The organism is Thiomonas sp. (genome assembly GCF_054608695.1).
This window is the reverse complement of record NZ_JBTRXV010000007.1, coordinates 1-20,918: the sequence shown is the minus strand read 5'-3', so window position 1 is coordinate 20,918 and position 20,918 is coordinate 1. Positions and strand designations below refer to the sequence as shown.

At 66.3% G+C, this 20,918-nt stretch carries 19 protein-coding genes, 1 pseudogene and 1 riboswitch; of the genes and pseudogenes, 9 read left to right on the top strand and 11 right to left on the bottom strand.

The features are described from left to right. Positions 1 to 8: 8 nt before the first annotated feature. A complete protein-coding gene (gene galE, locus ACYCUK_RS05015; protein WP_461593731.1) occupies positions 9 to 1,028 on the top strand; it encodes a UDP-glucose 4-epimerase GalE in 1,020 nt (339 codons plus the stop codon). Between the two features lie 113 nt (positions 1,029 to 1,141). On the opposite strand, the gene glyA is transcribed toward galE, so the two are convergent. Together glyA and ACYCUK_RS05005 are read right to left on the bottom strand one after the other, a co-directional pair. Beyond that, positions 1,142 to 2,395, bottom strand: coding sequence for a serine hydroxymethyltransferase (gene glyA, locus ACYCUK_RS05010; protein WP_461593730.1), 1,254 nt, complete (start codon positions 2,393 to 2,395; stop codon positions 1,142 to 1,144). A gap of 65 nt (positions 2,396 to 2,460) precedes the next feature. Next, positions 2,461 to 2,578: riboswitch (ZMP/ZTP riboswitch) on the bottom strand. A gap of 149 nt (positions 2,579 to 2,727) precedes the next feature. Further along, the gene (locus ACYCUK_RS05005; protein ID WP_461593729.1) at positions 2,728 to 3,582 is read right to left on the bottom strand and encodes a transglycosylase SLT domain-containing protein; all 855 of its coding nucleotides are present in this window, start codon (positions 3,580 to 3,582) and stop codon (positions 2,728 to 2,730) included. A 286-nt stretch (positions 3,583 to 3,868) separates the two neighbouring features. Between ACYCUK_RS05005 and ubiD the strand changes: the two genes are divergently transcribed. The 3 genes from ubiD (at position 3,869) to msrA (ending at position 10,689) form a co-directional block, all read left to right on the top strand. Continuing rightward, the gene (gene ubiD, locus ACYCUK_RS05000) at positions 3,869 to 5,410 is read left to right on the top strand and encodes a 4-hydroxy-3-polyprenylbenzoate decarboxylase (RefSeq protein WP_461593728.1); all 1,542 of its coding nucleotides are present in this window, start codon (positions 3,869 to 3,871) and stop codon (positions 5,408 to 5,410) included. 145 nt (positions 5,411 to 5,555) lie between these two features. Beyond that, complete coding sequence (locus ACYCUK_RS04995; RefSeq protein WP_461593727.1) at positions 5,556 to 9,608, top strand: DUF748 domain-containing protein; 4,053 nt, start codon at positions 5,556 to 5,558, stop codon at positions 9,606 to 9,608. Between the two features lie 496 nt (positions 9,609 to 10,104). Next, positions 10,105 to 10,689, top strand: a complete 585-nt coding sequence (msrA, locus tag ACYCUK_RS04990; RefSeq protein WP_461593726.1) for a peptide-methionine (S)-S-oxide reductase MsrA — start codon at positions 10,105 to 10,107, stop codon at positions 10,687 to 10,689. A gap of 85 nt (positions 10,690 to 10,774) precedes the next feature. Here msrA and ACYCUK_RS04985 read toward each other — a convergent pair whose 3' ends face one another. The 4 genes from ACYCUK_RS04985 to ACYCUK_RS04970 all read right to left on the bottom strand — a co-directional run bounded on the left by ACYCUK_RS04985 (position 10,775) and on the right by ACYCUK_RS04970 (position 13,740). Continuing rightward, the gene (locus tag ACYCUK_RS04985; RefSeq protein WP_461593725.1) at positions 10,775 to 11,371 is read right to left on the bottom strand and encodes a thioredoxin fold domain-containing protein; all 597 of its coding nucleotides are present in this window, start codon (positions 11,369 to 11,371) and stop codon (positions 10,775 to 10,777) included. A gap of 294 nt (positions 11,372 to 11,665) precedes the next feature. Then, a complete protein-coding gene (pdxH, locus tag ACYCUK_RS04980; protein ID WP_461593724.1) occupies positions 11,666 to 12,304 on the bottom strand; it encodes a pyridoxamine 5'-phosphate oxidase in 639 nt (212 codons plus the stop codon). Positions 12,305 to 12,448: 144 nt separating this feature from the next. Continuing rightward, entirely contained in the window at positions 12,449 to 13,042 is a 594-nt protein-coding gene (locus tag ACYCUK_RS04975) for a thioredoxin fold domain-containing protein (RefSeq protein ID WP_461593723.1), read from the bottom strand. A gap of 77 nt (positions 13,043 to 13,119) precedes the next feature. Continuing rightward, positions 13,120 to 13,740 (bottom strand): thioredoxin fold domain-containing protein, encoded by a 621-nt coding sequence (locus tag ACYCUK_RS04970; RefSeq protein WP_461593722.1) that lies wholly within the window; start codon positions 13,738 to 13,740, stop codon positions 13,120 to 13,122. 206 nt (positions 13,741 to 13,946) lie between these two features. Here ACYCUK_RS04970 and ACYCUK_RS04965 point away from each other — a divergent pair, with 206 nt between their 5' ends. The 3 genes from ACYCUK_RS04965 (at position 13,947) to ACYCUK_RS04955 (ending at position 15,305) form a co-directional block, all read left to right on the top strand. Further along, positions 13,947 to 14,528 (top strand): sigma-70 family RNA polymerase sigma factor, encoded by a 582-nt coding sequence (locus tag ACYCUK_RS04965; RefSeq protein ID WP_461593721.1) that lies wholly within the window; start codon positions 13,947 to 13,949, stop codon positions 14,526 to 14,528. After that, the gene (locus tag ACYCUK_RS04960) at positions 14,525 to 14,743 is read left to right on the top strand and encodes a zf-HC2 domain-containing protein (RefSeq protein WP_461593720.1); all 219 of its coding nucleotides are present in this window, start codon (positions 14,525 to 14,527) and stop codon (positions 14,741 to 14,743) included. The genes ACYCUK_RS04965 and ACYCUK_RS04960 overlap by 4 nt, the downstream gene beginning before the upstream one ends. Before the next feature lie 115 nt (positions 14,744 to 14,858). Further along, complete coding sequence (locus ACYCUK_RS04955; RefSeq protein ID WP_461593719.1) at positions 14,859 to 15,305, top strand: VOC family protein; 447 nt, start codon at positions 14,859 to 14,861, stop codon at positions 15,303 to 15,305. Between the two features lie 11 nt (positions 15,306 to 15,316). On the opposite strand, the gene ACYCUK_RS04950 is transcribed toward ACYCUK_RS04955, so the two are convergent. Genes ACYCUK_RS04950 through ACYCUK_RS04940 form a run of 3 tightly spaced genes read right to left on the bottom strand, consistent with a single transcriptional unit; the run spans position 15,317 to position 18,218 of the window. Next, positions 15,317 to 16,249: a DMT family transporter gene (locus ACYCUK_RS04950; RefSeq protein WP_461593718.1), complete on the bottom strand. Its 933-nt coding sequence runs from the start codon at positions 16,247 to 16,249 to the stop codon at positions 15,317 to 15,319. Then, entirely contained in the window at positions 16,246 to 16,779 is a 534-nt protein-coding gene (locus ACYCUK_RS04945; protein ID WP_461593806.1) for a methylated-DNA--[protein]-cysteine S-methyltransferase, read from the bottom strand. The genes ACYCUK_RS04950 and ACYCUK_RS04945 overlap by 4 nt, the downstream gene beginning before the upstream one ends. Beyond that, positions 16,758 to 18,218, bottom strand: coding sequence for an AlkA N-terminal domain-containing protein (locus tag ACYCUK_RS04940; RefSeq protein WP_461593717.1), 1,461 nt, complete (start codon positions 18,216 to 18,218; stop codon positions 16,758 to 16,760). Before ACYCUK_RS04940 ends, ACYCUK_RS04945 begins: the two co-directional genes overlap by 22 nt. A 235-nt stretch (positions 18,219 to 18,453) precedes the next feature. On the opposite strand from ACYCUK_RS04940, the gene ACYCUK_RS04935 reads away from it, so the two are divergent. Both ACYCUK_RS04935 and ACYCUK_RS04930 read left to right on the top strand, forming a co-directional pair. After that, a complete protein-coding gene (locus tag ACYCUK_RS04935) occupies positions 18,454 to 19,020 on the top strand; it encodes an isochorismatase family protein (protein ID WP_461593716.1) in 567 nt (188 codons plus the stop codon). Then, a complete protein-coding gene (locus ACYCUK_RS04930) occupies positions 19,017 to 20,006 on the top strand; it encodes a GlxA family transcriptional regulator (protein WP_461593715.1) in 990 nt (329 codons plus the stop codon). Before ACYCUK_RS04935 ends, ACYCUK_RS04930 begins: the two co-directional genes overlap by 4 nt. A gap of 98 nt (positions 20,007 to 20,104) precedes the next feature. On the opposite strand, the pseudogene ACYCUK_RS04925 reads toward ACYCUK_RS04930, so the two are convergent. After that, positions 20,105 to 20,415 (bottom strand): annotated as a pseudogene (locus ACYCUK_RS04925) (HigA family addiction module antitoxin). 10 nt (positions 20,416 to 20,425) lie between these two features. Continuing rightward, positions 20,426 to 20,524 (bottom strand): hypothetical protein, encoded by a 99-nt coding sequence (locus ACYCUK_RS04920; RefSeq protein ID WP_461593714.1) that lies wholly within the window; start codon positions 20,522 to 20,524, stop codon positions 20,426 to 20,428. Positions 20,525 to 20,918 lie beyond the last annotated feature (394 nt).

Here is a 20,918-nt window from a genome sequence, read left to right as displayed (position 1 = left end):
GCTTGTCCATGTCTGCAACCATCCTCGTCACCGGCGGCGCCGGCTACATCGGCTCGCACACTTGTGTCGCGCTCATCGAAGCTGGCTACACGCCGCTGGTGGTTGACAACCTGTGCAACAGCAGTGCGGAGTCGCTGGCGCGGGTGGAGCGCATCACCGGTGTACGGCCTGTCTTCATCCAGGCTGATATTCGTGATGCCGCGGCGCTGGACGGCGCCTTCGCCGCGCATGACATTCAGGCTGTGATCCATTTCGCCGGGCTGAAGGCGGTGGGTGAATCGGTGGACAAGCCGCTGAGCTATTACGACAACAACGTGGGCGGGACGGTGGTGTTGCTGCAGGCCATGCAACGGGCCGGGGTGAGGAACATCATCTTCTCGTCCTCGGCCACGGTGTATGGCGATCCGGCCTCGGTGCCCATCCGCGAAGACTTTCCGCTCAGCGCGACCAATGCCTATGGCCGCAGCAAGCTGATGATCGAGGAGATTCTGGGCGATCTGCATCGCGCCGAGCCGCAGTGGCGCATCGCCCGGCTGCGCTATTTCAACCCGGTGGGGGCCCATGAAAGTGGGCTCATCGGCGAAGACCCTCGCGGCATTCCCAACAACCTCATGCCCTACGTCACGCAGGTGGCGGTGGGCCGCTTGCCGCGACTGCGCATTTTCGGTGGCGACTGGCCGACGGTGGACGGCACCGGAGTACGCGACTACATCCACGTGATGGACTTGGCCGAGGGCCATGTGGCGGCATTGCGGCATTTGCTCGCGCATGACGGCATGTTCACCGTGAACCTGGGCACCGGCCAGGGCTACTCGGTGTTGCAGATGGTGCAGGCTTTCGGCCGCAGCATCGGCCGCGAACTGCCGTATGAAATCGTCGCGCGACGGCCCGGCGACATCGCCGAATGCTGGGCCGACCCTGCAGCAGCTGAACAGTTGCTGGGCTGGAAGACCAGGCGCGGGCTGGACGCCATCTGCGCCGATGCCTGGCGCTGGCAACAGGGCAATCCGCAGGGTTACGGCGACTGAATACCAAACGGGTAAGCGGCCGTCATCGCCAACCCAACCGTCAAGCAGGCTGCGTTTGGGCAACACTGAACGAGGTCGCGCACTCGCGAGAACCTGTTCAGTGTTGCCTCAGCTCATGCCCCGGCGGAGTACACCGGATGGGCATCTGCCAGAGCCTTGACCGCTGCCCGCACCCGCGCCATCACGGCGGCGTCTTGCGGCGCGTCCAGCATGTCGGCAATGAGATGGGCGGTCTGCACCACCTGCGCCTCGCCAAACCCGCGCGTGGTCATGGCCGGGGTGCCGACGCGAATGCCGGAGGTGACCATGGGCTTTTGCGGGTCGTTCGGGATGGCGTTCTTGTTCACCGTGATGTGGGCCTGGCCGAGCAAGGCCTCGGCCTCCTTGCCGGTGATGCCCTTGGCGCGCAGGTCCACCAGCATGAGGTGGCTCTCGGTACGCCCGCTGACGATGCGCAGGCCGCGCTGCTGCAGCGCCTGCGCCATGGCTTGCGCGTTGGCGAGAACCTGCTGCTGATAGGTCTTGAACGCGGGGGTCAGCGCCTCTTTGAACGCCACCGCCTTGGCGGCAATCACATGCATCAGCGGCCCGCCCTGCAGGCCGGGGAAGATAGCGGAGTTGATGGCCTTCTCATGCTCGGCCTTCATGAGGATGATGCCGCCGCGCGGACCGCGCAAGGTCTTGTGCGTGGTGGAGGTCACCACGTCGGCATGCGGCACGGGGTTGGGGTAGATGCCTGCGGCGATGAGGCCGGCGTAATGCGCCATGTCCACCATGAAGATGGCGCCCACGTCCTTGGCCACCTTGGCGAAACGGGCGAAGTCGATGCGCAGGCTGTAGGCCGAGGCGCCGGCGATGATGAGCTTGGGCTTGTGCTCGTGCGCCAGCGCTTCCATGCGGTCGTAGTCGATCTCTTCCTGCGCGTTCAGCCCGTAGGGCACGATCTTGAACCACTTGCCGCTCATGTTCAGCGCCATGCCGTGGGTGAGGTGGCCACCTTCGGCCAGGCTCATGCCCATGATGGTGTCGCCAGGCTTGAGGAAGGCGAGAAACACGGCTTCGTTGGCCGAGGCGCCGCAATGCGGCTGCACATTGGCGGCCTCGGCGCCGAACAGTTGCCTGACGCGCTCGATGGCGAGCGTCTCGGCCACGTCGACGAATTCGCAGCCGCCGTAGTAGCGGCGGCCGGGATAGCCCTCGGCGTATTTGTTGGTGAGCTGCGTGCCCTGCGCCTGCATCACCGCGGGCGAGGCGTAGTTCTCGGAGGCGATGAGTTCCAGATGCTCGTGCTGGCGCTGGTTCTCGCTTTGGATGGCCGTCCAGACTTCAGGATCGGTTTGGGCGATGGTGATGTTGCGGTCAAACATGGGAGACGTCCTTGCAGGCTGCTGTGGGATGCGCAGGCAGGCCCGTGGGCGGGCTGGCTTGCGTTGTGGAGCGCCCAGGCGAACGGCGGGAACCGCTGCGCTTCCCGGTGGTTCATCCACCTCGACGGGCCGTGGCAGCGTCAGAGCCGCCGTGCCGTCTTATCGCCAGTCGCGCAACGGAGAAATGGTAGCGCAGGCAAGCTGCGCCGCTGGGGCCCCGGCCCGATTCCCCGGCAGCGCAAAGAATGGCCGGGGACTGACGGCAGGAGCACCACTGGGCCGTCGAAAACCTGACCGCCCGCTGCGGGCTTGGCCCGGGCGATGCAAGCACCTCAAACGCTGCGCTTGGCGGGATGGGCCACCACGACGGCCTGGGCTGTTTGCTCGACCCTGGGCGCTGGTGGCTGGGGCTTGGCTTCGGGCGCGGCGGCCGTCATGGGTGCGTTGGGGGCGGGCTTGCTGCTGGCGACGATTTGCGCCAGGCGCGCCTGCTCGGCCATCACCTTGGCGGCGTAGCCACCTTCGGTCGCATCGCTGGTGGCGCCCACATACATGCGCAAGCCGGCCTGCAGGGAGCCGCCACGGGCGATGGCATCTTTCAACACCAGCGCGCCGACGCGCACATTGGCCATGGGGTCGATGCTGGCGCGCGGGCCGCCGTAGGGGGCGAACTTGTCGCGGTGCACATTGGCCATCACCTGCATCAAGCCGGTGGCGCCAACCGCGCTTTGCGCATAGGGGTTGAACGAGGACTCGACCGCCATCACCGCCAGAATGAGGGTGGGGTCGAGGTGCTCCTGCTTGCCCACCTGCCAGGCGCTGCTCACCAGCTCCTGCATGGCCAATGGGGCAATGCTGTAGCGGCGCGACAACCAGTTGGCCACGGCCATTTGCGTGTGGTTGAGTTGCGGGCCGACGGGCATGGCGACTTCAGCCACCGGCTCGGCCGCCGCGGCCTGCTGGCCCAGGGCCTGCAACTCCTCGACTGCGGCTTTGCGGGCAACCACCCATTGGGTGACGCCCTTTTCCAGCGACAGCACGGTTTGCGGGTGCATATAGAGATACGCACCGGCGGCAACCACGAAAAAACCCACCATCATCAGCGTGTGATGGGTCCACTCCAGGACTTCGGCGCCAAGGGTGCGCCAGCTCGGGGGCTGGGCTTGGGCCTGTGAGGCATTCGACATCTTGCTCTCCTGTGTCAAGTCGCATCGGTGTGGCAGGCCATGCTGGGAAGCACGACAGGTTGAATACCAATGCTGGGCACAGATCCGGAACGGGCCCTGGGGGAGCCTCACGCCTAAGATGCGTTGACATCACTGCCGGCTTGTCTCTTGCCGGTGGCTTTTCCGGGACGTTTTGTTGGCACGCCGCGCTATGTTGGCGGTCTGTTGTGCGCAACCAAGCTGAATTTTAGGGTTTGCTTATTTCTTGTCAATCTATAACAACCACAATAACAAAACTAATCTGTCTATGAAATACCGCGATCTCCGGGATTTCCTGGGTGCCTTGCACATGCAAGGCGAGCTGATGGAGGTAGACGAGCCCGTTTCTCCGCACCTCGACATGACGGCCGTGTGCAACGCCATGCTGCAACGTGCAGGCCCCGCCCTGCTGTTCCGCCAGCCCACAGGCTATGCCATGCCGGTGCTCGGCAACCTGTTCGGCACGCCCAGGCGCGTGGCGCTGGGCATGGGGGTGGACGATGTGAGCGAGCTGCGCCGCATCGGCCAGGTGCTGGCGCGGCTCAAGCAGCCCGAGCCGCCACGCGGCCTGAAAGATGCGGGCGAGTTGCTCCACCTGGTGCGCGCGGTGTGGGATATGCGCCCGACCGAAGTGCGCAAGCCACCCTGCCAGCAAATCGTCATCGAGGGCAGCGAGGTGGACTTGAACGCCATGCCCATGCAAACCTGCTGGCCGGGCGATGCCGCGCCCTTGCTCACCTGGGGTCTGGTGATCACACGCGGGCCGCACAAGACGCGGCAGAACCTGGGCATCTACCGCCAGCAGCGCATCGGCCGGCGGCGGCTCATCATGCGCTGGCTGGCGCATCGTGGCGGCGCGCTCGATTTCCGCGACCATGCGGCCGCCCACCCCGGCGAGCCCTTCCCGATTGCCGTGGCGCTGGGGGCGGACCCGGCCACCATCCTCGGCGCGGTGACGCCGGTGCCGGATTCGCTGTCCGAATACCAGTTCGCCGGCCTCTTGCGCGGCGGGCGCACCGAGCTTGCACGCTGCATCGGGCTCGACCTGCAAGTGCCGGCGCATGCCGAAATCGTGCTCGAAGGCCAGATTCCGCCTGCCGCGCCCGGCTTTGTGGGCACGAGCGAAACCGGCGTGCGCCTGAAGGAAATCGGCGGTTATCTGCACGCGCTGGAAGGCCCGTTCGGCGACCACACCGGCTATTACAACGAGCAGGACTGGTTCCCGGTGTTCGAGGTGCAGCGCATCACCATGCGCGAGAACCCCATCTACCACTCCACCTACACCGGCAAGCCGCCGGACGAGCCGGCCGTGCTCGGCGTGGCGCTGAACGAGGTGTTCGTGCCGCTGCTGCAGCAGCAGTTCCCGGAAATCACCGACTTCTACCTGCCGCCCGAAGGCTGTTCCTACCGCCTGGCGGTGGTGTCCATCCGCAAACAGTATGCCGGCCACGCCAAGCGGGTGATGTTCGGGGTGTGGAGTTTTCTGCGGCAGTTCATGTACACCAAGTTCATCATCGTGACGGACGATGACATCGACATTCGCAACTGGCGCGACGTGATCTGGGCCGTGACCACCCGCATGGACCCGGTGCGCGACACCACGCTCATCGACCAGACCCCCATCGACTACCTGGATTTCGCCTCGCCCGAAAGCGGCCTGGGCGGCAAGATGGGCCTGGACGCGACCCACAAATGGCCCGGCGAGACACGGCGCGAATGGGGCCGCGCCATCGTGCCCGACGCTGCTGCCACCACCCGGGCCGAAGCGCTGGTGGCGCGCTTGTGGCCGGGGGAAAACACGCCGGCTTGAGATCTCCTCCTGGCTGCTTCGCAACGGCCGCATCCCACCGGGAATGAGAGAACTTCGCCAGGCCGCGCGTTTCCTTGAGAAGTCAAGCTCATGGCCGCGAAGGCGCACCGCGCCCCTGCATGGCGGACGCGGCCATAATTCGGCCATGTCTGCCGCACGCTCCACAACATTGCGCCGCCTGCTCTGGCTCTTGCTCGGTCTGGTTCTGCTGCTGGTGCTGGCCTTTGTCACCACGCCGCTCACGGTCCCGGCGCTGCTGCGCGACAAGGCGGCGCAGTGGATCGAGCAGAGCACCGGGCGGCAGGCCAGCATTGGCGACATTGGCTTCAACCCCTGGAGCCTGCGCCTGCGCGTGGACGATCTGCAGTTGCGCAACGCCGCCAATACCGCCGACAGCCTGCGCCTGGGTAGCGCGCAAGTGCGCCTGGCATGGAGCACGGCGTGGACCGGCAAGCCGCAGATCACCGCGCTCACGCTGGATGCGCCGCAACTGCGCATCGTGCGCGCGCCCTCGGGGCGGATGGACTTCGACGACATCCTCGCGCGCCTGGCCAAGAAGCCGAGCAAGCCGTCCAGCGGCACCCCCGCCTTCGCGCTGCACGACGCCCGCATCAGCAACGGCAGCGTGACCTTCGACGACCAGCTGGCGAAAGTCACGACCCACCTCACCGGGCTGAACGCCAGCCTGCCCTTGCTGTCCACCCTGGCGGGCAGCAAGGGGCGGATGCAGCTGAGTGCCAGTGCCAAGCTCAACGGTGCGCCGCTGCAACTCAGCGCCAGCGGCATGCCTTTCGCCGCCAGCACGCCGCTGGCCGTGACGGCGCAGTTGCAACATCTGGCCCTGGCCGCCTTCGCGCCCTACCAGCCAGCCACGCTGCCCGCGCGCCTGCAAAGCGGCGACCTCAGCACGCGCCTGCAACTCAGTCTCGTGCCGGCACACCTGGACAGCCTGACGCTGAGCGGCACGGCGCAAGTGCTGAACGGCGCCGTGAAAACCCCGACCGCGCCGCTGGCCGGCTGGAAGACACTGAAGCTCACCCTCGCTCAGGTGCGCCCGCTGGCACGGGTGGTGGAGGTGAGCGCGGTGCAGATCTCCGGCCTCTCGGCCGAGCTCGGCCGCAGCGCGCAAGGCCTGGTCGGCTTCGGCCAGGCGACAGGCCGGAAACCCGCCACGGCCGCCAGCGCACCACCCGCCGCGCAGGGAGCGCATGCCGCGAGCCCCGCAAACCGCGGCACCAACAACTGGAACGTCCACGTCGGCAGCGTGACGCTGATCGACAGCCATGTGCGCTGGCGCGACGCCACCGTGAAGCCCGCGGTGGACTGGAGCTTCGACGCGCCCAAGCTGGAGGTCAGCCACATCGCCTGGCCGCGGACGGCCCCGGCGTCCTTCATGGCCGACATCACCGGTCCGCAGGGCATGCAGTTGCAACTGCAAGGCCGGGGCGATTTGCAGCAGGCGCAAGCATCGCTCACGGCCACGCACATCGACCCGCAAATCGCCGCCCCCTACACGGCGCCGGCCCTGCATGGCATGGCACTGCCGCGCGGCCTGCTCACCACGCAGGCTGACTTGCAATGGCAGTCCAAGGACAACAGCGCCGTGATCAAGATGCATCGGGCGCACTGGACCGGTTTCGCCTTCGGCCCGGCCGGCGGCTTGCTGGCGCGCGACATTGCCGTGCGCGATGCCAGCCTGCACTGGGCCGCCGCGCCGCAAACCCTGACGCTGGACATCGGCCAGGCGCAGATCGACGGCTTCGCCGCAGGCCACAACGCCGCGCTGCGTGCCGCGCAACTGAGCGTGCGCCAGGCCAAGGTCGATTTGAACGCGCACACGGCGCAGTTCGGCCTGGTGCAAGTGCTGAATCCGCAAGCCAGCGTCGCGCGCGACTCCACCGGGCAATGGTCGTTCAAGCAATGGCTGCCGCCAGGACTGCTGCCGCCGCCCGGCAAAACCACGGTGCCCGCCCGGCGAGGCCAAACGGTCCAAGCTTCCGCCCCCTGGCGCTTGCAGGTGCAGCAGGCCGAGGTGAAGGGGGGACGTTTCTACCTTGCCGACGCCAGCCCGAAAAAGCCGGTGGTGGTGGCCATCACCGGCTTCAATCTCGGCCTGCGCGACGTCGCCTGGCCGCAGACCCAACCGACCGACGTCACCCTGGCCGCGCAGATCAGCGACGAGCTGCCAGCCGATCTGGCCCAGGGGACAGCCACTGTCGCCGCCAACACCTCAAGCAGACCACCCAGCGCGACGGGCACCGCCGTGGCCGCCATTCCGCCGCAGGCAAGCGTGGCACCGGGCGAAGTGGTCGCAGCATCCAGCAAGCCCGGTGAAACCACAGGCATGACGGCGACGAATGCGGGCTCGGAACTGATCCCCGTGGCAGGCTCGCTGCAGTTCACCGGCCAGGTGCAGGCTAGCCCCTTCAGCCTGCGCGGCAAGCTCGACGCGCGCAACCTGCCGGCGCAGATTGCCGACAACTACCTGCCGCCACGCGTGAACGCCGAAGTGCTGCGCGCCCCGGCCAGCGCATCGGGCAAGGTCGCCCTGAGCCTGGGACCAGCCGGGCCCGCCTTCAGCTTCGACGGCAGCGCAGGCTTGAGCCATTTCGTGGCCGACACCCTGGAACCGCGCGAGCGCCTGCTGGGCTGGAACAGCCTGCAACTCAATGGCCTGCACATTGCGCACACCCCGCGCGCCGGCCTGGGCCCGGCCACCAAAGTCGCAGTGGACCAGGTGGCGCTGCGCGACTTCTATGCCCGCGTCATCCTGAGCAAAGATGCCAAGCTCAACCTCACCCAGGTGTTCAAGCCACTGCCGGCGCCGGCGGCTGCGACTGCGGCCAAAAGCATCGCCACGACCACGAGCTCTGGCGCAACCGTCGCCAAGGGCACCAATCTTGCGACGGAAGGCACGGCCGGGCATATCGGGGCCGAGTGGCCGTTCGGTGGCAGCAGCACGACGAAATCGGCCACGCCATCGGCCGCGCAAAATGTGGTGATCGACGTTGGCGGCATCACCCTCGCCGGTGGCCGGGTGGACTACACCGACCACTTCGTTCAGCCCAATTACTCCACCAGCCTTTCGGGTGTCGAGGGCAGCATCGGCGCCTTCGGCACGGCCACGTCAAAACCTGCTTCAGTGGAGCTGCGCGGCACCGCGGAGGGCACGGCAGCGGTGGTGTTGAGCGGCAATATCAACCCGCTGCTGTCGCCGCCACAGCTCGACCTGCACGGCAAGATGACCGACCTGCAGCTCGCGCCGCTCTCGCCCTATTCCGGGCGTTACGCCGGCTACGACATCAAGCGCGGCCTGCTGTCCATGGACGTGCACTACGACATCGACGCAAGCGGCCGGCTGACTGCGGACAACCAGCTCGTGCTCAACCAGCTCACCTTCGGCAAGCGGGTGGACAGCCCAACCGCCACCAAGCTGCCGGTGCTGCTGGCGGTGGAATTGCTGAAGGACCGCAACGGCAATATCAACGTCAACATCCCGATCTCCGGCTCGCTCAACAACCCCGAGTTCAGCCTCGGTTCGGTCATCGGCCGCGCCATCGTCAGCCTGCTGGTGCGCGCCGTCACCGCGCCGTTCAGCCTGCTCGGCAACCTGATCGGCAACGACGTGTCGGCCGAACAGCTCAGCCATGTGGCCTTCGTGCCGGGAACCGCCATCCTCCAACCCCAAGACCAAGCCAAGCTGGCCGACATCGCCAAAGCCCTGAAGGCCAAGTCCGAGCTCATCCTCACCATCACCGGCGAGGTGGATCCGGCCGCTGAACGCGAGCCCTACCGCGAAGCCCGCTTGAACCAGCAGATGCTGGCCTTGTGGAAGCGCGACCTGCCACGCGCCGAGGCCTATGCCAACGCCAAGACCCAGGCCGTGCCGCAGACCGATTACGCCAAGGTGCTGGCCACCGTCTACCGCCAAACGCCCTTGGCCAACAAGCCGCGTGACGCCATCGGGCTGCCCAAGACGTTGCCCGAGGCCGAGATGCAAAAGCTGCTGCTGCAAAACATTCCAGCGTCGGACGACCGCATGCAGGCATTGGCCATGGAGCGCGCGGTGAGCCTGCGCACCGCGCTCGACGCCCTGGGCGTGCCAGGGGCGCGCCAGTTCATTGCCGCGCCCGTGCTGCTGGACAAGCCCGCTGCCGGCTGGACGCCGCAGGCCAGCCTGTCGCTGACCTTGCCCTGATGCGAGCGCCACGACCGCCACGCTTTGGCAGCCGATCCGTACGGCTCCATCAATCTGGATTCCAACGAGATGATGCAAAGCGCGCTGAATCAAGCGCTTGCGCGGCATGCTGCAGGCGCATCCCGCAATAACCCACCGGCCAGCATCAGTTTGGTTGACGCTGCGAGCGTCGCAGGCCTACATTGGGCCTGCCGAGGCGGTGCAGCCGCAACGGTGGCCGGACTGGGTGAAGCCCGGGCCGGAGTCCCCCCAAAATCCCTGCATCCCTGCGGGGTTGGCGCCAGGCAACAAACCCTCGTGCCGTGCTGAACCGGGCCGCGTCACCGCAAGGTACGCGGCCTTCTTCATGGATGTCGGCGAAGCACGGGCCGGCATCAAGCGCCAGCCGCGGCTCGGCTGGCCCTGCTGCGCGCTCGGCTTGTTGGGCACGCCCGGCGGCGCGCGCCGAAACTGCGCACAATGCTGCTTGTCCGCCTGCCCCCTCCGGAGCCCCATCATGCAAGCCGCCAACCTCAACCCCATCACGCCACCAGGCGCTGCCATGCAGTTGTCCACCATCACCCTCGCCGGCGGCTGTTTCTGGTGCGTCGAGGCCGCGTTCGACGCGGTGGACGGCGTGCTCGAAGCCACCAGCGGCTATGCCCAGGGCCAGGTTCAGCAGCCAAGCTACGAGCAGGTTTGCGGCGGGCGCACCGGGCATGCCGAAGCGGTCCGCATCCGCTTCGATCCCGCCAAGCTCAGCCTGGACGATGTCCTGGATCTGTTCTTCACCATCCACGACCCGACCACCCCCGACCGCCAGGGGGCGGACGTCGGCCCGCAATACCGCTCCGGCATCTACTTCGAGCAGCCCGAGCACGAAGCCGGGGTGCGTGCCTATATCGCCCAACTTGCCGCCAGCGGGCACTACGGCGCTGCGCCCATCGTCACTGAAATCGAGCCGCTGCGGGTGTTCTGGCCCGCCGAGCCCTACCACCAGCGCTATTTCGAACGCCACCCCGAGCAGGGCTATTGCCAGGCGGTGATCGCGCCCAAAATGCACAAGCTGCAGCATCGCTTCGCCGACAAGCTGCGTGCTTGAGGCGGCGTTCCAATGCCTGGCTGTCCAGGCTGCTTCCAGGCAGATATTGACTGGTTCTACCTGATTCTGAAGGATTCTCGCGCCCTCAGCGCACCGAGCGCAAGATGCTGCTCAATTCGGCATCCGACGGCACGCCGGTGAGCGACGCGGCACGGCGGTCGGCCTTTGTCCAAACCATCACCGGCACGCCGAACAACCTGTTGCCGTTGTAGACGGCCAGATTGCTCGCCAGTTCCTGCCGCACCTTCGGCGTGATGGTGGTGGCCGGCTCGATGCCGCCGCCAGGCTGGCCGTTGGCGGCAAAGTCGTAGTCGTTCTCATTTTTGTGAAAAGCCTGCAGCGGGTCCTCGGCCTGCAAAATGGCCGCCGCCTTGGGCAGGCTGCTCGGGGTGAGCATGCCCAGCGGAATCCAGCGAAACTGCAAATCGTCCTTGCCGACTTCGGCACGCAGCATGCCGTAAAGCTTGTGGCAGTAGGGACAGTTGGGGTCGAAAAAAATGTACAGCGCCCTCTTGCCCTGGCCTTCGGCAATCCACGTGGTCTTGTCGATTTGCGCCAGCACGCCCTCCGCCTGGCGCGCGCTTTGCGCCACAACCGGCACCGGCAGCGCCGCCAGCGCCAGCAGCGCCAAGGCGCGCAGGGTCAAACGTCGATTGGGCCTGATGCTCGGGTGATTCTGCATGCTTGTCTCCCGTGTGATGCGGGTGGTTCAAGACGCGTGTGCACGCCCCCTGCGGATGTCGCACACAGCGCCGTTCGGAATTTTCGCGCGCCGGGCAAAAAGAGGTCGTCCGTCACCACCCAATCCTGACACCATGACCTGGACCCTATCCACCCCGCTGCATGCCTGGGGGCGCCCCGATTTCGCCCAGGTGCTGCAAGATGAACTGCTGCGCTGCAATGCCCTGGCCGGGCCGACGTTCGCCTGCTGGACGTTTGATGACCGCGATGTGGCGCGCAGCGCGCCGGGGCCGGTTCAAGGCGCCAGTCGCTGTCGCTGCCACGTCCCGTGTTGCTGCAGGCGATAAGCCAACCTGTCGTGCAGGCGCGAGCGGCGGCCCTGCCAGAACTCCCAGGCGTCCGGCACCAGGCGATAGCCGCCCCAGTGCGGCGGGCGGGGCGGATTCAGGCCGAACTTCAGGCCATATTCGACGGCGCGCTTGACCAGCACGTCACGGCTGTCGATGACTTCGCTTTGCGGCGAAGCCCAGGCGCCAATGCGTGAGACCAAAGGCCGGCTGGCGAAGTAAGCGTCGGACTCATCCGCGTTCCCCCGCTCCACCCGGCCCTCGATGCGCACCACCCGTTCCAGTTCAACCCAATGAAACTGCAGCGCGGCAAAGGGATGCGCCGCCAGCTCGCGCCCCTTGCGGCTGGCGTAGTTGGTGTACCAGACGAGGCCGCGGGCATCGAAACCCTTGATCAGCACCACCCGGGTCGACGGCCTGCCATCCTCCCCGACCGTCGCCAGGGTCATGGCGTTGGGCTCGGGGACTTGCGCCTGCACCGCCTCGGACAACCAGCGCTCGAACAGCTTGAACGGGTCGGCGTCGGCCTGCCGCTCGTCCAGTTCGGCACGGGTGTAATCCTTGCGTAAATCGGCGAGTGTCTGCATGGGTTCGAGTATAGGGAGGACCTGGATGCTGCTGCGTCGGCGGCCCTGGCGACAAGCCAACAACTCGGCGCCGTGTAGCGCCGTCCGCGTGCATTGAAATCTTCGGCTGCGCAGCCGACGCCAGGAAGGCGCCGTGCCAAGCGTCTACTTCACGCTGGCGAGAATCTCCTTCAACTGCTGGGCGTCCGGCGGGCCGACGACCAGCATGGCATGACCCGCCTTGTCGCGGTAGAGCATGGTGGGCACGCCGGGAGATTTCGTGGCTTCGAGCAGTGCGTTGTTGGCGTTGAGGATGGCGCTGGTCGCGGGCAGCACCTTGGTCGCCGGAGTGATTCCACCCCCCTGTCCGGTCGGGCCCTTGCCGTAGGTGTTCTCGTTGTCGTGGAAGGCCTTGAGCCGGTCGGGCGCTTGCAATATCGCCGCGCCCTTGGTCACGCTCGTCGGGGTGAGAATGGCCACCGGCACCCAGCGGAACTGCAAGCCGCCCTTGCCCACCTCGGGACGCAGGGCGGTGTAAAGCTCGTGGCAGTAAGGGCAGTTGGCGTCGAAGAAGATATCAAGCACGCGCGGCCCTTTGCCTTCGGTGATGACCGTGGCCTTGCCCATCTCCCCCAGCACCCTGACGGCGTCTGGGTTCTGCGTCTGCTGCGCGGCGGCCAGCGGTGCCAGGCCGATGAGGCTGGCACCGATTGCCGCGGCCAGGGCGGTGCGCAGCACGGCGCGTCGGTTCGAATGCATGCGGCAATCTCCTGTGTTGGTCGTGATGTCGAATGGGGCAACGCGCATCGGGCTGAGAAGTCCAGACGACGCCCAGCTTACGGCCCGACGGTCTGCAGCAACTCGGCCAGTGCCTTTTCGCCGCGCGGTGCGCCGAGCAGGAGTTGCGGCTGGCCTTCGCGGTTGCGGAACACGGCCAGCGGCACGCTGTAATAGACCCCGGCGCGCTTGAGCACGGCGTCGTTGGTTTTCAAGGTCTGCCGCGTTTTGGCGCTGATCTGGCCGGCTGAGAGTTGGGCTGGTGCTGGCCGATTGGGGTCGAGCCCGTGGTCTTCCATCTCGCGAAAAGCCTGCAAGGGATCGGCGGACTGCAGGATGGCTGCGGCCTTGCCCGGGCTGGACGGAGCGAGGATGGCCACGGGCACCCAGCGCAACTGCAAATCGTTCTTGCCGACGAAGGGGCGCAGATCGCCGTAGAGCTGGCGGCAATAGGGGCAGTTGGGGTCGAAGAAGATGGTGAGCACGCGCGCGCCCTGGCCTTCGGTGATGACTCTGGCCGCGCCCAGATGCTGCAGCACCTGGGCCGCCGCCAGCATGTCGGGCGACGTTTTGGCCACCGCCGCTGTTGCGCCTGGCTGTTGTGCCCCGGCGGGCTGGTCGGGTAGCAGCCCGGTCGCCAGCGCGGCGCAAAGCAGGAGGATGGGTGCTGTGGGTTTCATGGCGTGTTCATGGCTTGCGCTGCTGGATTCATGGCAGCCAGCTTACGCGCGATGCCGGGTTTTCAGCCCATGATCGACCGCCCACATTCCCCACACCCACGTTGACGCCACGGTATTGACGACGCACAGTCCTATGGAAGAATGCGCTGAACCAGATGCCTCAGGTCTGCGTCACGGACCTCGCCCTGGCCGACTTCGCATCCCCCATGCCCGCTGAAACCGCTGATACGCTGGCTGAACTGCACCGCCGCGTCGAGGCCCTGCGCCCGACGCTGCTGCGCCTGGCGCAACTGCAGCTGCGCAACCTGGCCTGGGCGGAAGACGCGGTGTCGGAAACCCTGCTGGCCGTGCTCGAAGGGGCGGCGCGCTTCAACGGGCAAGCCCAATTCAAGACCTGGGTGGTGGGCATCCTCAAGCACAAGGTGCTGGACCAGCTGCGCCTGCGCAAGCGCGAAGCCGCCTACGACACCGACGAAGAGGGCGAAGTGGTCGAAGACCTCGTCTTTGCCCCGGACGGCCATTTCCGCACCATGCCGCAAACCTGGGAGACACCCGCCGGCGCGCTGCAACAGCGCCAGTTCTTCGAAGTGCTCGAAGCCTGCATGGCCGCCCTGCCCGGGCAGATCGGCCGCGTGTTCCTGATGCGCGAGTGGCTGGAACTCGACACCGACGCCATCTGTCAGGAATTGCGCATTTCCTCGACCAATGTGTGGACGATGCTGCACCGCGCCCGCATGCGCCTGCGCGAATGCCTGCAACTCAACTGGTTCGGGAACCCTGCCAAGTGAATCACCCCTTCCGCCGCACCTGCCGCGAAGTCGCTGCGCTCGTCCTGGCGAGGGAGGACCGCACGCTCAATCCTGCCGAACGCCTGGCCGTGCGCATCCATTTCCTGGTGTGCAAGGCCTGTCCCATCTTCGCGCAGGAAGTGCAAACCATGCGACATGCGCTGGGCAGCTGGCGCCATTACAGTGAGCAAGACGAAGACCATCCCTTGAGCTGAGTGCTGCGGGCTGAGAGATACTCGGCCCTGCGCAACCTGCCATTTCGAGTTGCCGAAGGCCGTCCTGCATGCATCTGTGCCCGGCCCCAGGCAGTCCAACCGGAGCGACATCACCATGCCCCACGCAACACAAACCCAACCCCCGTTCCATTTGGCCTTCCCGGTGCATGACATCGCCGAGGCCAGGCGCTTCTACGGTGGCCTGCTCGGCTGCCCCGAGGGGCGCAGTGCGCCGGAATGGGTGGACTTCAACTTCTACGGCCATCAGATCGTGGCCCACCTGGCTCCCGGCGAATGCGGGCCCCGGGCAGCGCCTTCGGCAACCAGCACCGTGGACGACCACCAGGTGCCCGTGCGCCATTTCGGCGCTGTCCTTGACATGCCGCAGTGGCAGGAACTGGCCAACACCCTGCAGGCCGCTGGCGTGCCATTCATCATCGAGCCGCACATCCGCTTCCAGGGCGAAGTGGGCGAGCAGGCCACCATGTTCTTGCTCGACCCTTCAGGCAACGCGCTGGAGTTCAAGGCCTTCGCCGACATGAGCTCCTTGTTCGCGAAGTAGCCGATCTGTCGTTACGGCGCCTCGCCGCGCCTGGATGTTTCTGCCGATGCCTGTGGATTCGCGGTGCGTCGCTTCAAGGCGGACACTCCCATCCATCCAGGTTTTGCACTCGACAGGGTGATGCCCAGAAGCACGATCGCACCGCCGACAAGCATGCTCGGCGTGATCGGTTCGCCCAGGAAAACGCCCCCCCAGAGCACGCCGAAGATCGGAATGAGCAAGGTGACGGACGCGGCATAGGCGGCGCCGGCGCGCGCAATCAGCCTGAAGTAGAGAACATAGGCAAACCCCGTGCAGACGATGCCCAGGGCAGCGGTACAGGCCCAGACCAGGGGCGTGACCGCATGGGTCGGCCACAACACCAAAGCCGGTGGCAGCAAGACGAGAGCCGCGAACGCCTGGCTAGCGAAAGCCACGACCAAAGGTTGGACGCCCGCGAGATGCCGTTTGCTGTAGTTCACCGCGAAGCCATAGAACAAGGTGGCGAGCAGCGCGGCAGCCGTGGCGACGGGCACCCCCGCGACGCCGGTGTCGAGCGTGTCCCACACCAGCACGAGAACACCCGCAAAGCCGAGCAGCAGGCCCGTGACTTGCTGGCGGCCGAGCGCGGCCTTGTATCCCACGGCCATGATCAGCGCGGCCCAAAACGGCGTCGTCGCATTCAGGATGGAGTCGAGGCCGGCGTGCAGGACCAGCGTGGAATAGGCGAACAGGCTGAACGGAATGGCGGAGTTGGTGACTCCGACCACGAACAGTGGCCATGCCTTGGCCCGGCATTGACGTCGGGCCGCCGCAGAACGCAACACAGGCGCCAGGATGGCAGCCGCAATGGTGACGCGCAGCGCGATCAGCGCAATCGGGCCGAGTTCAGGCACCGCCACCCGCATGAACAGAAAAGACGCGCCCCAGATGGCGGCCAGCAACAAGAGTTCGGCCAGGTTCATGGCTGCGGGCCGGCGCGGGTTTGGCGCGTTTGCGCGGGACGCATGGCAGCCGCGCCGGCTTCCAGCGCGAGCAAGGCCTGTTTGCGGGCTACACCTCCCGCGTATCCGGTCAGTTGGCCGCTGGCACCGACAACGCGGTGGCACGGAACGATGACGGAGACCGGATTCCTGCCAATCGCCGCACCAACGGCGCGGGCATACCCCGCCGCCAAACCCAGCCGCTTGGCGATCGCGCCGTAGGACGTGACCGTGCCATACGGAATGGCGGCAAGCTGCTGCCACACCGCGTGCTCGAACGCCGTTCCCTGCAACTGCAGCGGCAGGTCGAAGGCCTGCCTGCGCCCGGCGAAATAGTCTTCGATCTGGGCTTGCGCCAACCGCGCCAGCAGCGGTGCATCGCTCCGCAGCCGACCGATGGGCATGGCGGGAAAGTATTTCTGCCCGGCGAAGAACAAGCCGGTCAGGTGGTCATGCTCGATGCGCAGGGCGATGTCGCCCAGCGGACTGTTCAGCAGGTAGCCTTGCATGATGCGCGTGCCTCCTCGTGTTGGCGCCACAGATGGAGCGTGGCGTATGCGCGCCACGGCTCCCACTGGCTGGCGTGCTGCCTGAGCGCGGCGGCGCTCGTACAGCCCAGTTGTCGTTTCAGCACGGCGTCGCCTTCGGGAAACGCGTTCGGCCAGGCCAATGCGCGCATGGCGATGTATTGCGCCGTCCATTCGCCAATGCCGGGAATGCGCCGCAATGCGGCGAGCGTCTCGTCCAGCGGCGCCAGGGGCTCGGGCGTGATGCGGCCGGCCGACACCTCCCGCGCAGCCGCGATGATGGCTTGCGCGCGCATGCGGGTGATGCCGCAGGCCTGCAAGGCGGCGGGCGTCAAGCCGGCGAACACCGCTGCGCGGGGAAAGGTCGTGCGCAATGCTTCAGGGGCCGCACCGACCTGGGTGCCGAAGCGCTGTGCCATGCGCGCCAAAATGCCCCGTGCGTTGACGACCGAGATTTGCTGCCCGACGATGGCGCGCACGATGATCTCGAAGCCGTCGAAGGCGCCGGGCACCCGCATGCCGGGTTGCCCGGCGGCCAGGATGCCGAGTTGCGCGTCGACAAGGTCCGGGTTGGCGCTCAAGTCGAGCAGGCGCCGCACGCGCGCGAGGATGGGACCGACCGCCGGGGCCAGGGAGGCTGGCAGCGTGACGTCGACGGCGTAGCGCGCTGGCGCGTGGGTCACGCGCAGCCACCCGGCAACGTCGCGCCCGTTCTGCGTCAGTTCAAGGGTGCGCGCGTAGCTGGTGTGATCGATGGTCTCGACGCCATCGATACGGCGCTGCGCCAGAAAGTCGAGCAGAGCGGACCAGGCCAAGGGCGGGCGATAGCCAAGGGCGAAGGTCATGGTCTCGGCAGGTCTGGCACCAGTTCGCATGCGCAGGCGGCGCGGGTTCAAGCCATAGCGCTGCAGAAACACGGCGTTGAAGCGCCGCACGCTGCCGAAGCCTGCCGTGAGCGCCGCCACCGTGATCGACAACTGCGTCTCGGTCAGCAAGCGCTTGGCCAGCAGCAGGCGCTGGGTCTGGGCAAAGTCGATCAGGGAGACGCCGAATTCCGTCAGGAAAATGCGCCGCAGATGCCGCTCGCTGACGCCGATGCGCGCCGCCAGTTGCGCAATGGTCGCGTGATTCAAAAACCCTTCTTCGATGCGCAGGGCCGCAGCCTGCGCCAGGCGGCTCGATACGTCGAGCACCCCATGGCCGGGCGCCAGTTCCGGCCGGCAGCGCAGGCAGGGCCGAAAACCGGCTTTTTCCGCCGCCGCGGCGTTCCCAAAGAAATGGCAGTTCCGGCGCTTGGGGCTGCGCACGGCGCAGACCGAGCGGCAGTAAATGCCGGTCGAGGAGACGCCGACAAAAAACCAGCCATCGAAGCGGCGGTCGCGCGCCAGCAGGGCTGCGTAGCAGATGTCCGGGTCCGGGTTCATGCCCACACTCTAGAGCCGTCACGAGAAAATGACTGGCCGGATTCGGACATCAGTTTTTTTGCCTTGGGCAGGCGCCGAACGGGCGGCTTCATGGACCATGGGCGCAGCGCCCCAGCAGAGCGGCGATCAAAACCTCGAAGCATGTCCTGATTTGATCGATTCTGGTCCCACAACGGCGCGCAGAGATCGCCGCCTCGGTGAACAATCCGGCTTCCATCCTCAAAGGAATCTCGCGATGAACACATGTCTGCTGGTGATCGATGCGCAGGAGTCGTTCCGGCATCGTCCCTATTTCACGGCCGAGCGCGCCACACCTTACCTTGCTGCGCAGAACGCGCTCATTCAAGGATGCGCGGCCGAAGGCATTCCCATCGTGCGCGTGTTGCACAGCGATGGCCCGGAGCAGGCCGACAATCCCTTCGCGCGAAGCTCCGGCTTCGTGCGGCCGCTGGAGGGGTTGGTCGCATTCGAGCCGGCGGCCGAATTTGTCAAGACGCGGCACAGCGCCCTGGTCGGTACGGGGCTCGATGTCTGGCTGACGCGGCATGGGGTGCGCAGGCTGATCGTCAGCGGCATTCGCACCGAACAATGCTGCGAAACCACCACGCGCCATGCCTCCGACCTGGGTTGGGAAGTGGACTTCGCCGCCGCCACGCTCACCTTCGACATGCAGCAAGCCGATGGAACCATCTTGCCCGCCGACGCCATCGTGCAACGCACGGCAACCGTGCTGCAGGGCCGGTTCGCCACTGTATGCAGCGTCGATCAGGCCCTTGGACGGGCTGCCCGGCAAAGACCATGACCGCCCCCATCCGCGTGCTGTTCGTCATGCTGCCGAACAGCCTGGCGCTGGACTGGGCGGGGCCGGCTGAAGCCTTGCGCACGGCCAATCAAGTTCTCCTGGGGCTGAGGCAGCCACTGGGCTTTCAACTGGAGTTCATCGGGCCTGTTTCTGACCCCATCAGCTCGGTCGGGCTCGGGCTGCGCGACGTCAAGCCCCTGCCCGATCTCAGCGTGGTGGACGGAGCGCCGCCCGTCTGGGTGGTGCTGCTCGGGCAGCCGGGGACGACCATCGACATTCGCAGCGCACACAGCCGAGCCACCTTGCACTGGCTGCGTCGATTGCGATTGCAGCCGAGCCGATTGGAGCTGGTCTGCATCTGCGCCGGCAGCGTGCTGGCGGCACATGCCGGCCTGCTCGCCGGAGCCGAGGCGACGACGCACCACCACCATCTGGCCGAGCTGCAAGCCGCCGCGCCCGACTGCCATGTGCTGAGCAACCGCGTGTTCATCAGCAGCGGCGCCATCTGCAGCAGCGCCGGCGTCACCACCGGCATCGACCTGATGCTGCATCGCATTGCGGGGGTTTGCGGACCCGTGGTGGCCGCCAAAGTCGCCGAGTCCATGGTCGTGGCGTTGCGCCGCGGCCCCTCAGACCCGGAGTTGTCGCCCTTCCTGTCGCATCGCGGTCATTTGCATCCTGCGCTGCACCGTGTGCAGGACGCGATCTGCCAACAGCCGCAAGCCGTCTGGAGCGTGGCGGACATGGCCCGCGTGGCCTGCGCCTCGCCACGTCACCTCAGCCGCATCTTCGCCGAGCAGGCCGGGATTGCACCGCTGCAGTACCTGCGACGCATCCGGATCACCACGGCAGAGACCGCGCTCAAAGCCGGGGCGAGCGTGGGGCGTGCAGCGGAATTGGCGGGATTCAGCTCGGATACGCAATTGCGGCGAGCGTGGCGGCAGCTAGGCCCCCGGGGCTTGAGCCCTTCCGCCGTGCGCGACTGACGTGGAGTGACTTGCGGGACTTATTGGGGGCCGGTCCCAATGACTCCACAATGACTCCAATTGCTGTCCCTCTTCAGCCCAGTCAGTACCCGAGAGGCTCATGCCGCCAACTGCTCACGGACAGGGACTTCGCGCTCGATGTCCTGCCGGGTGGGTAAGGTCTTCAAGTCGTAGTTGGCCTGCATCACGAGCCAGGACGCAGCGTCGCCACCAAAGTACTTGGCCAAGCGAGCGGCGGTGTCTGCTGTCACACGGAGCGGCGCTCCTTGACGATTTCGTGAATGCGGGTTGCAGGAACACCCAGGGCAACAGACAAGGCGTTGACGCTCAGACCCAGAGGGACGAGAAAGTCCTCACGCAGCACTTCGCCAGGATGCACAGGACGCATACGGTTCACTGAGCGAGTCATGTTGTTTCCTTCAGCGATAGTCCACGATTTCGACGTCTGCCGGACCAGCTTCTGTCCAGACAAAGTCGATCCGCCACGGATCATTGATGCGCATGCTGTGCTGGCCCATGCGATTGCCTTTCAGTGCCTCCAGCCGGTTGCCTGGGGCGGTGCGCGCATGAAATCCAGCGTCTGCGCAGCATCAAGTTGGGCCAGTTTGCGCTCGGCGATGGAGGCAAACGACCTGGACCGACGCGGATGCATGCCCTCGCACTTGAACGACTGGATCATGGAGCCATTTTGTTACGCGAAACGTAACATCGCCAGCGAGTCGTTCAGACAAGGATGCGGCAATACGCACAAAACTGAGCGCCCTTGTATGTTTAAACCAGACCAACGCGGTACAGTCGGATCACCGCTGAGGTGACCAGACCGGACCGTGCAGCCTGGAACGCCCTGGAGTCGGCGAGCCTGCTCGCCAGCTCGTGGCTGAGTTGATTGCGCACGGGCCCCGTGCTGGTCTT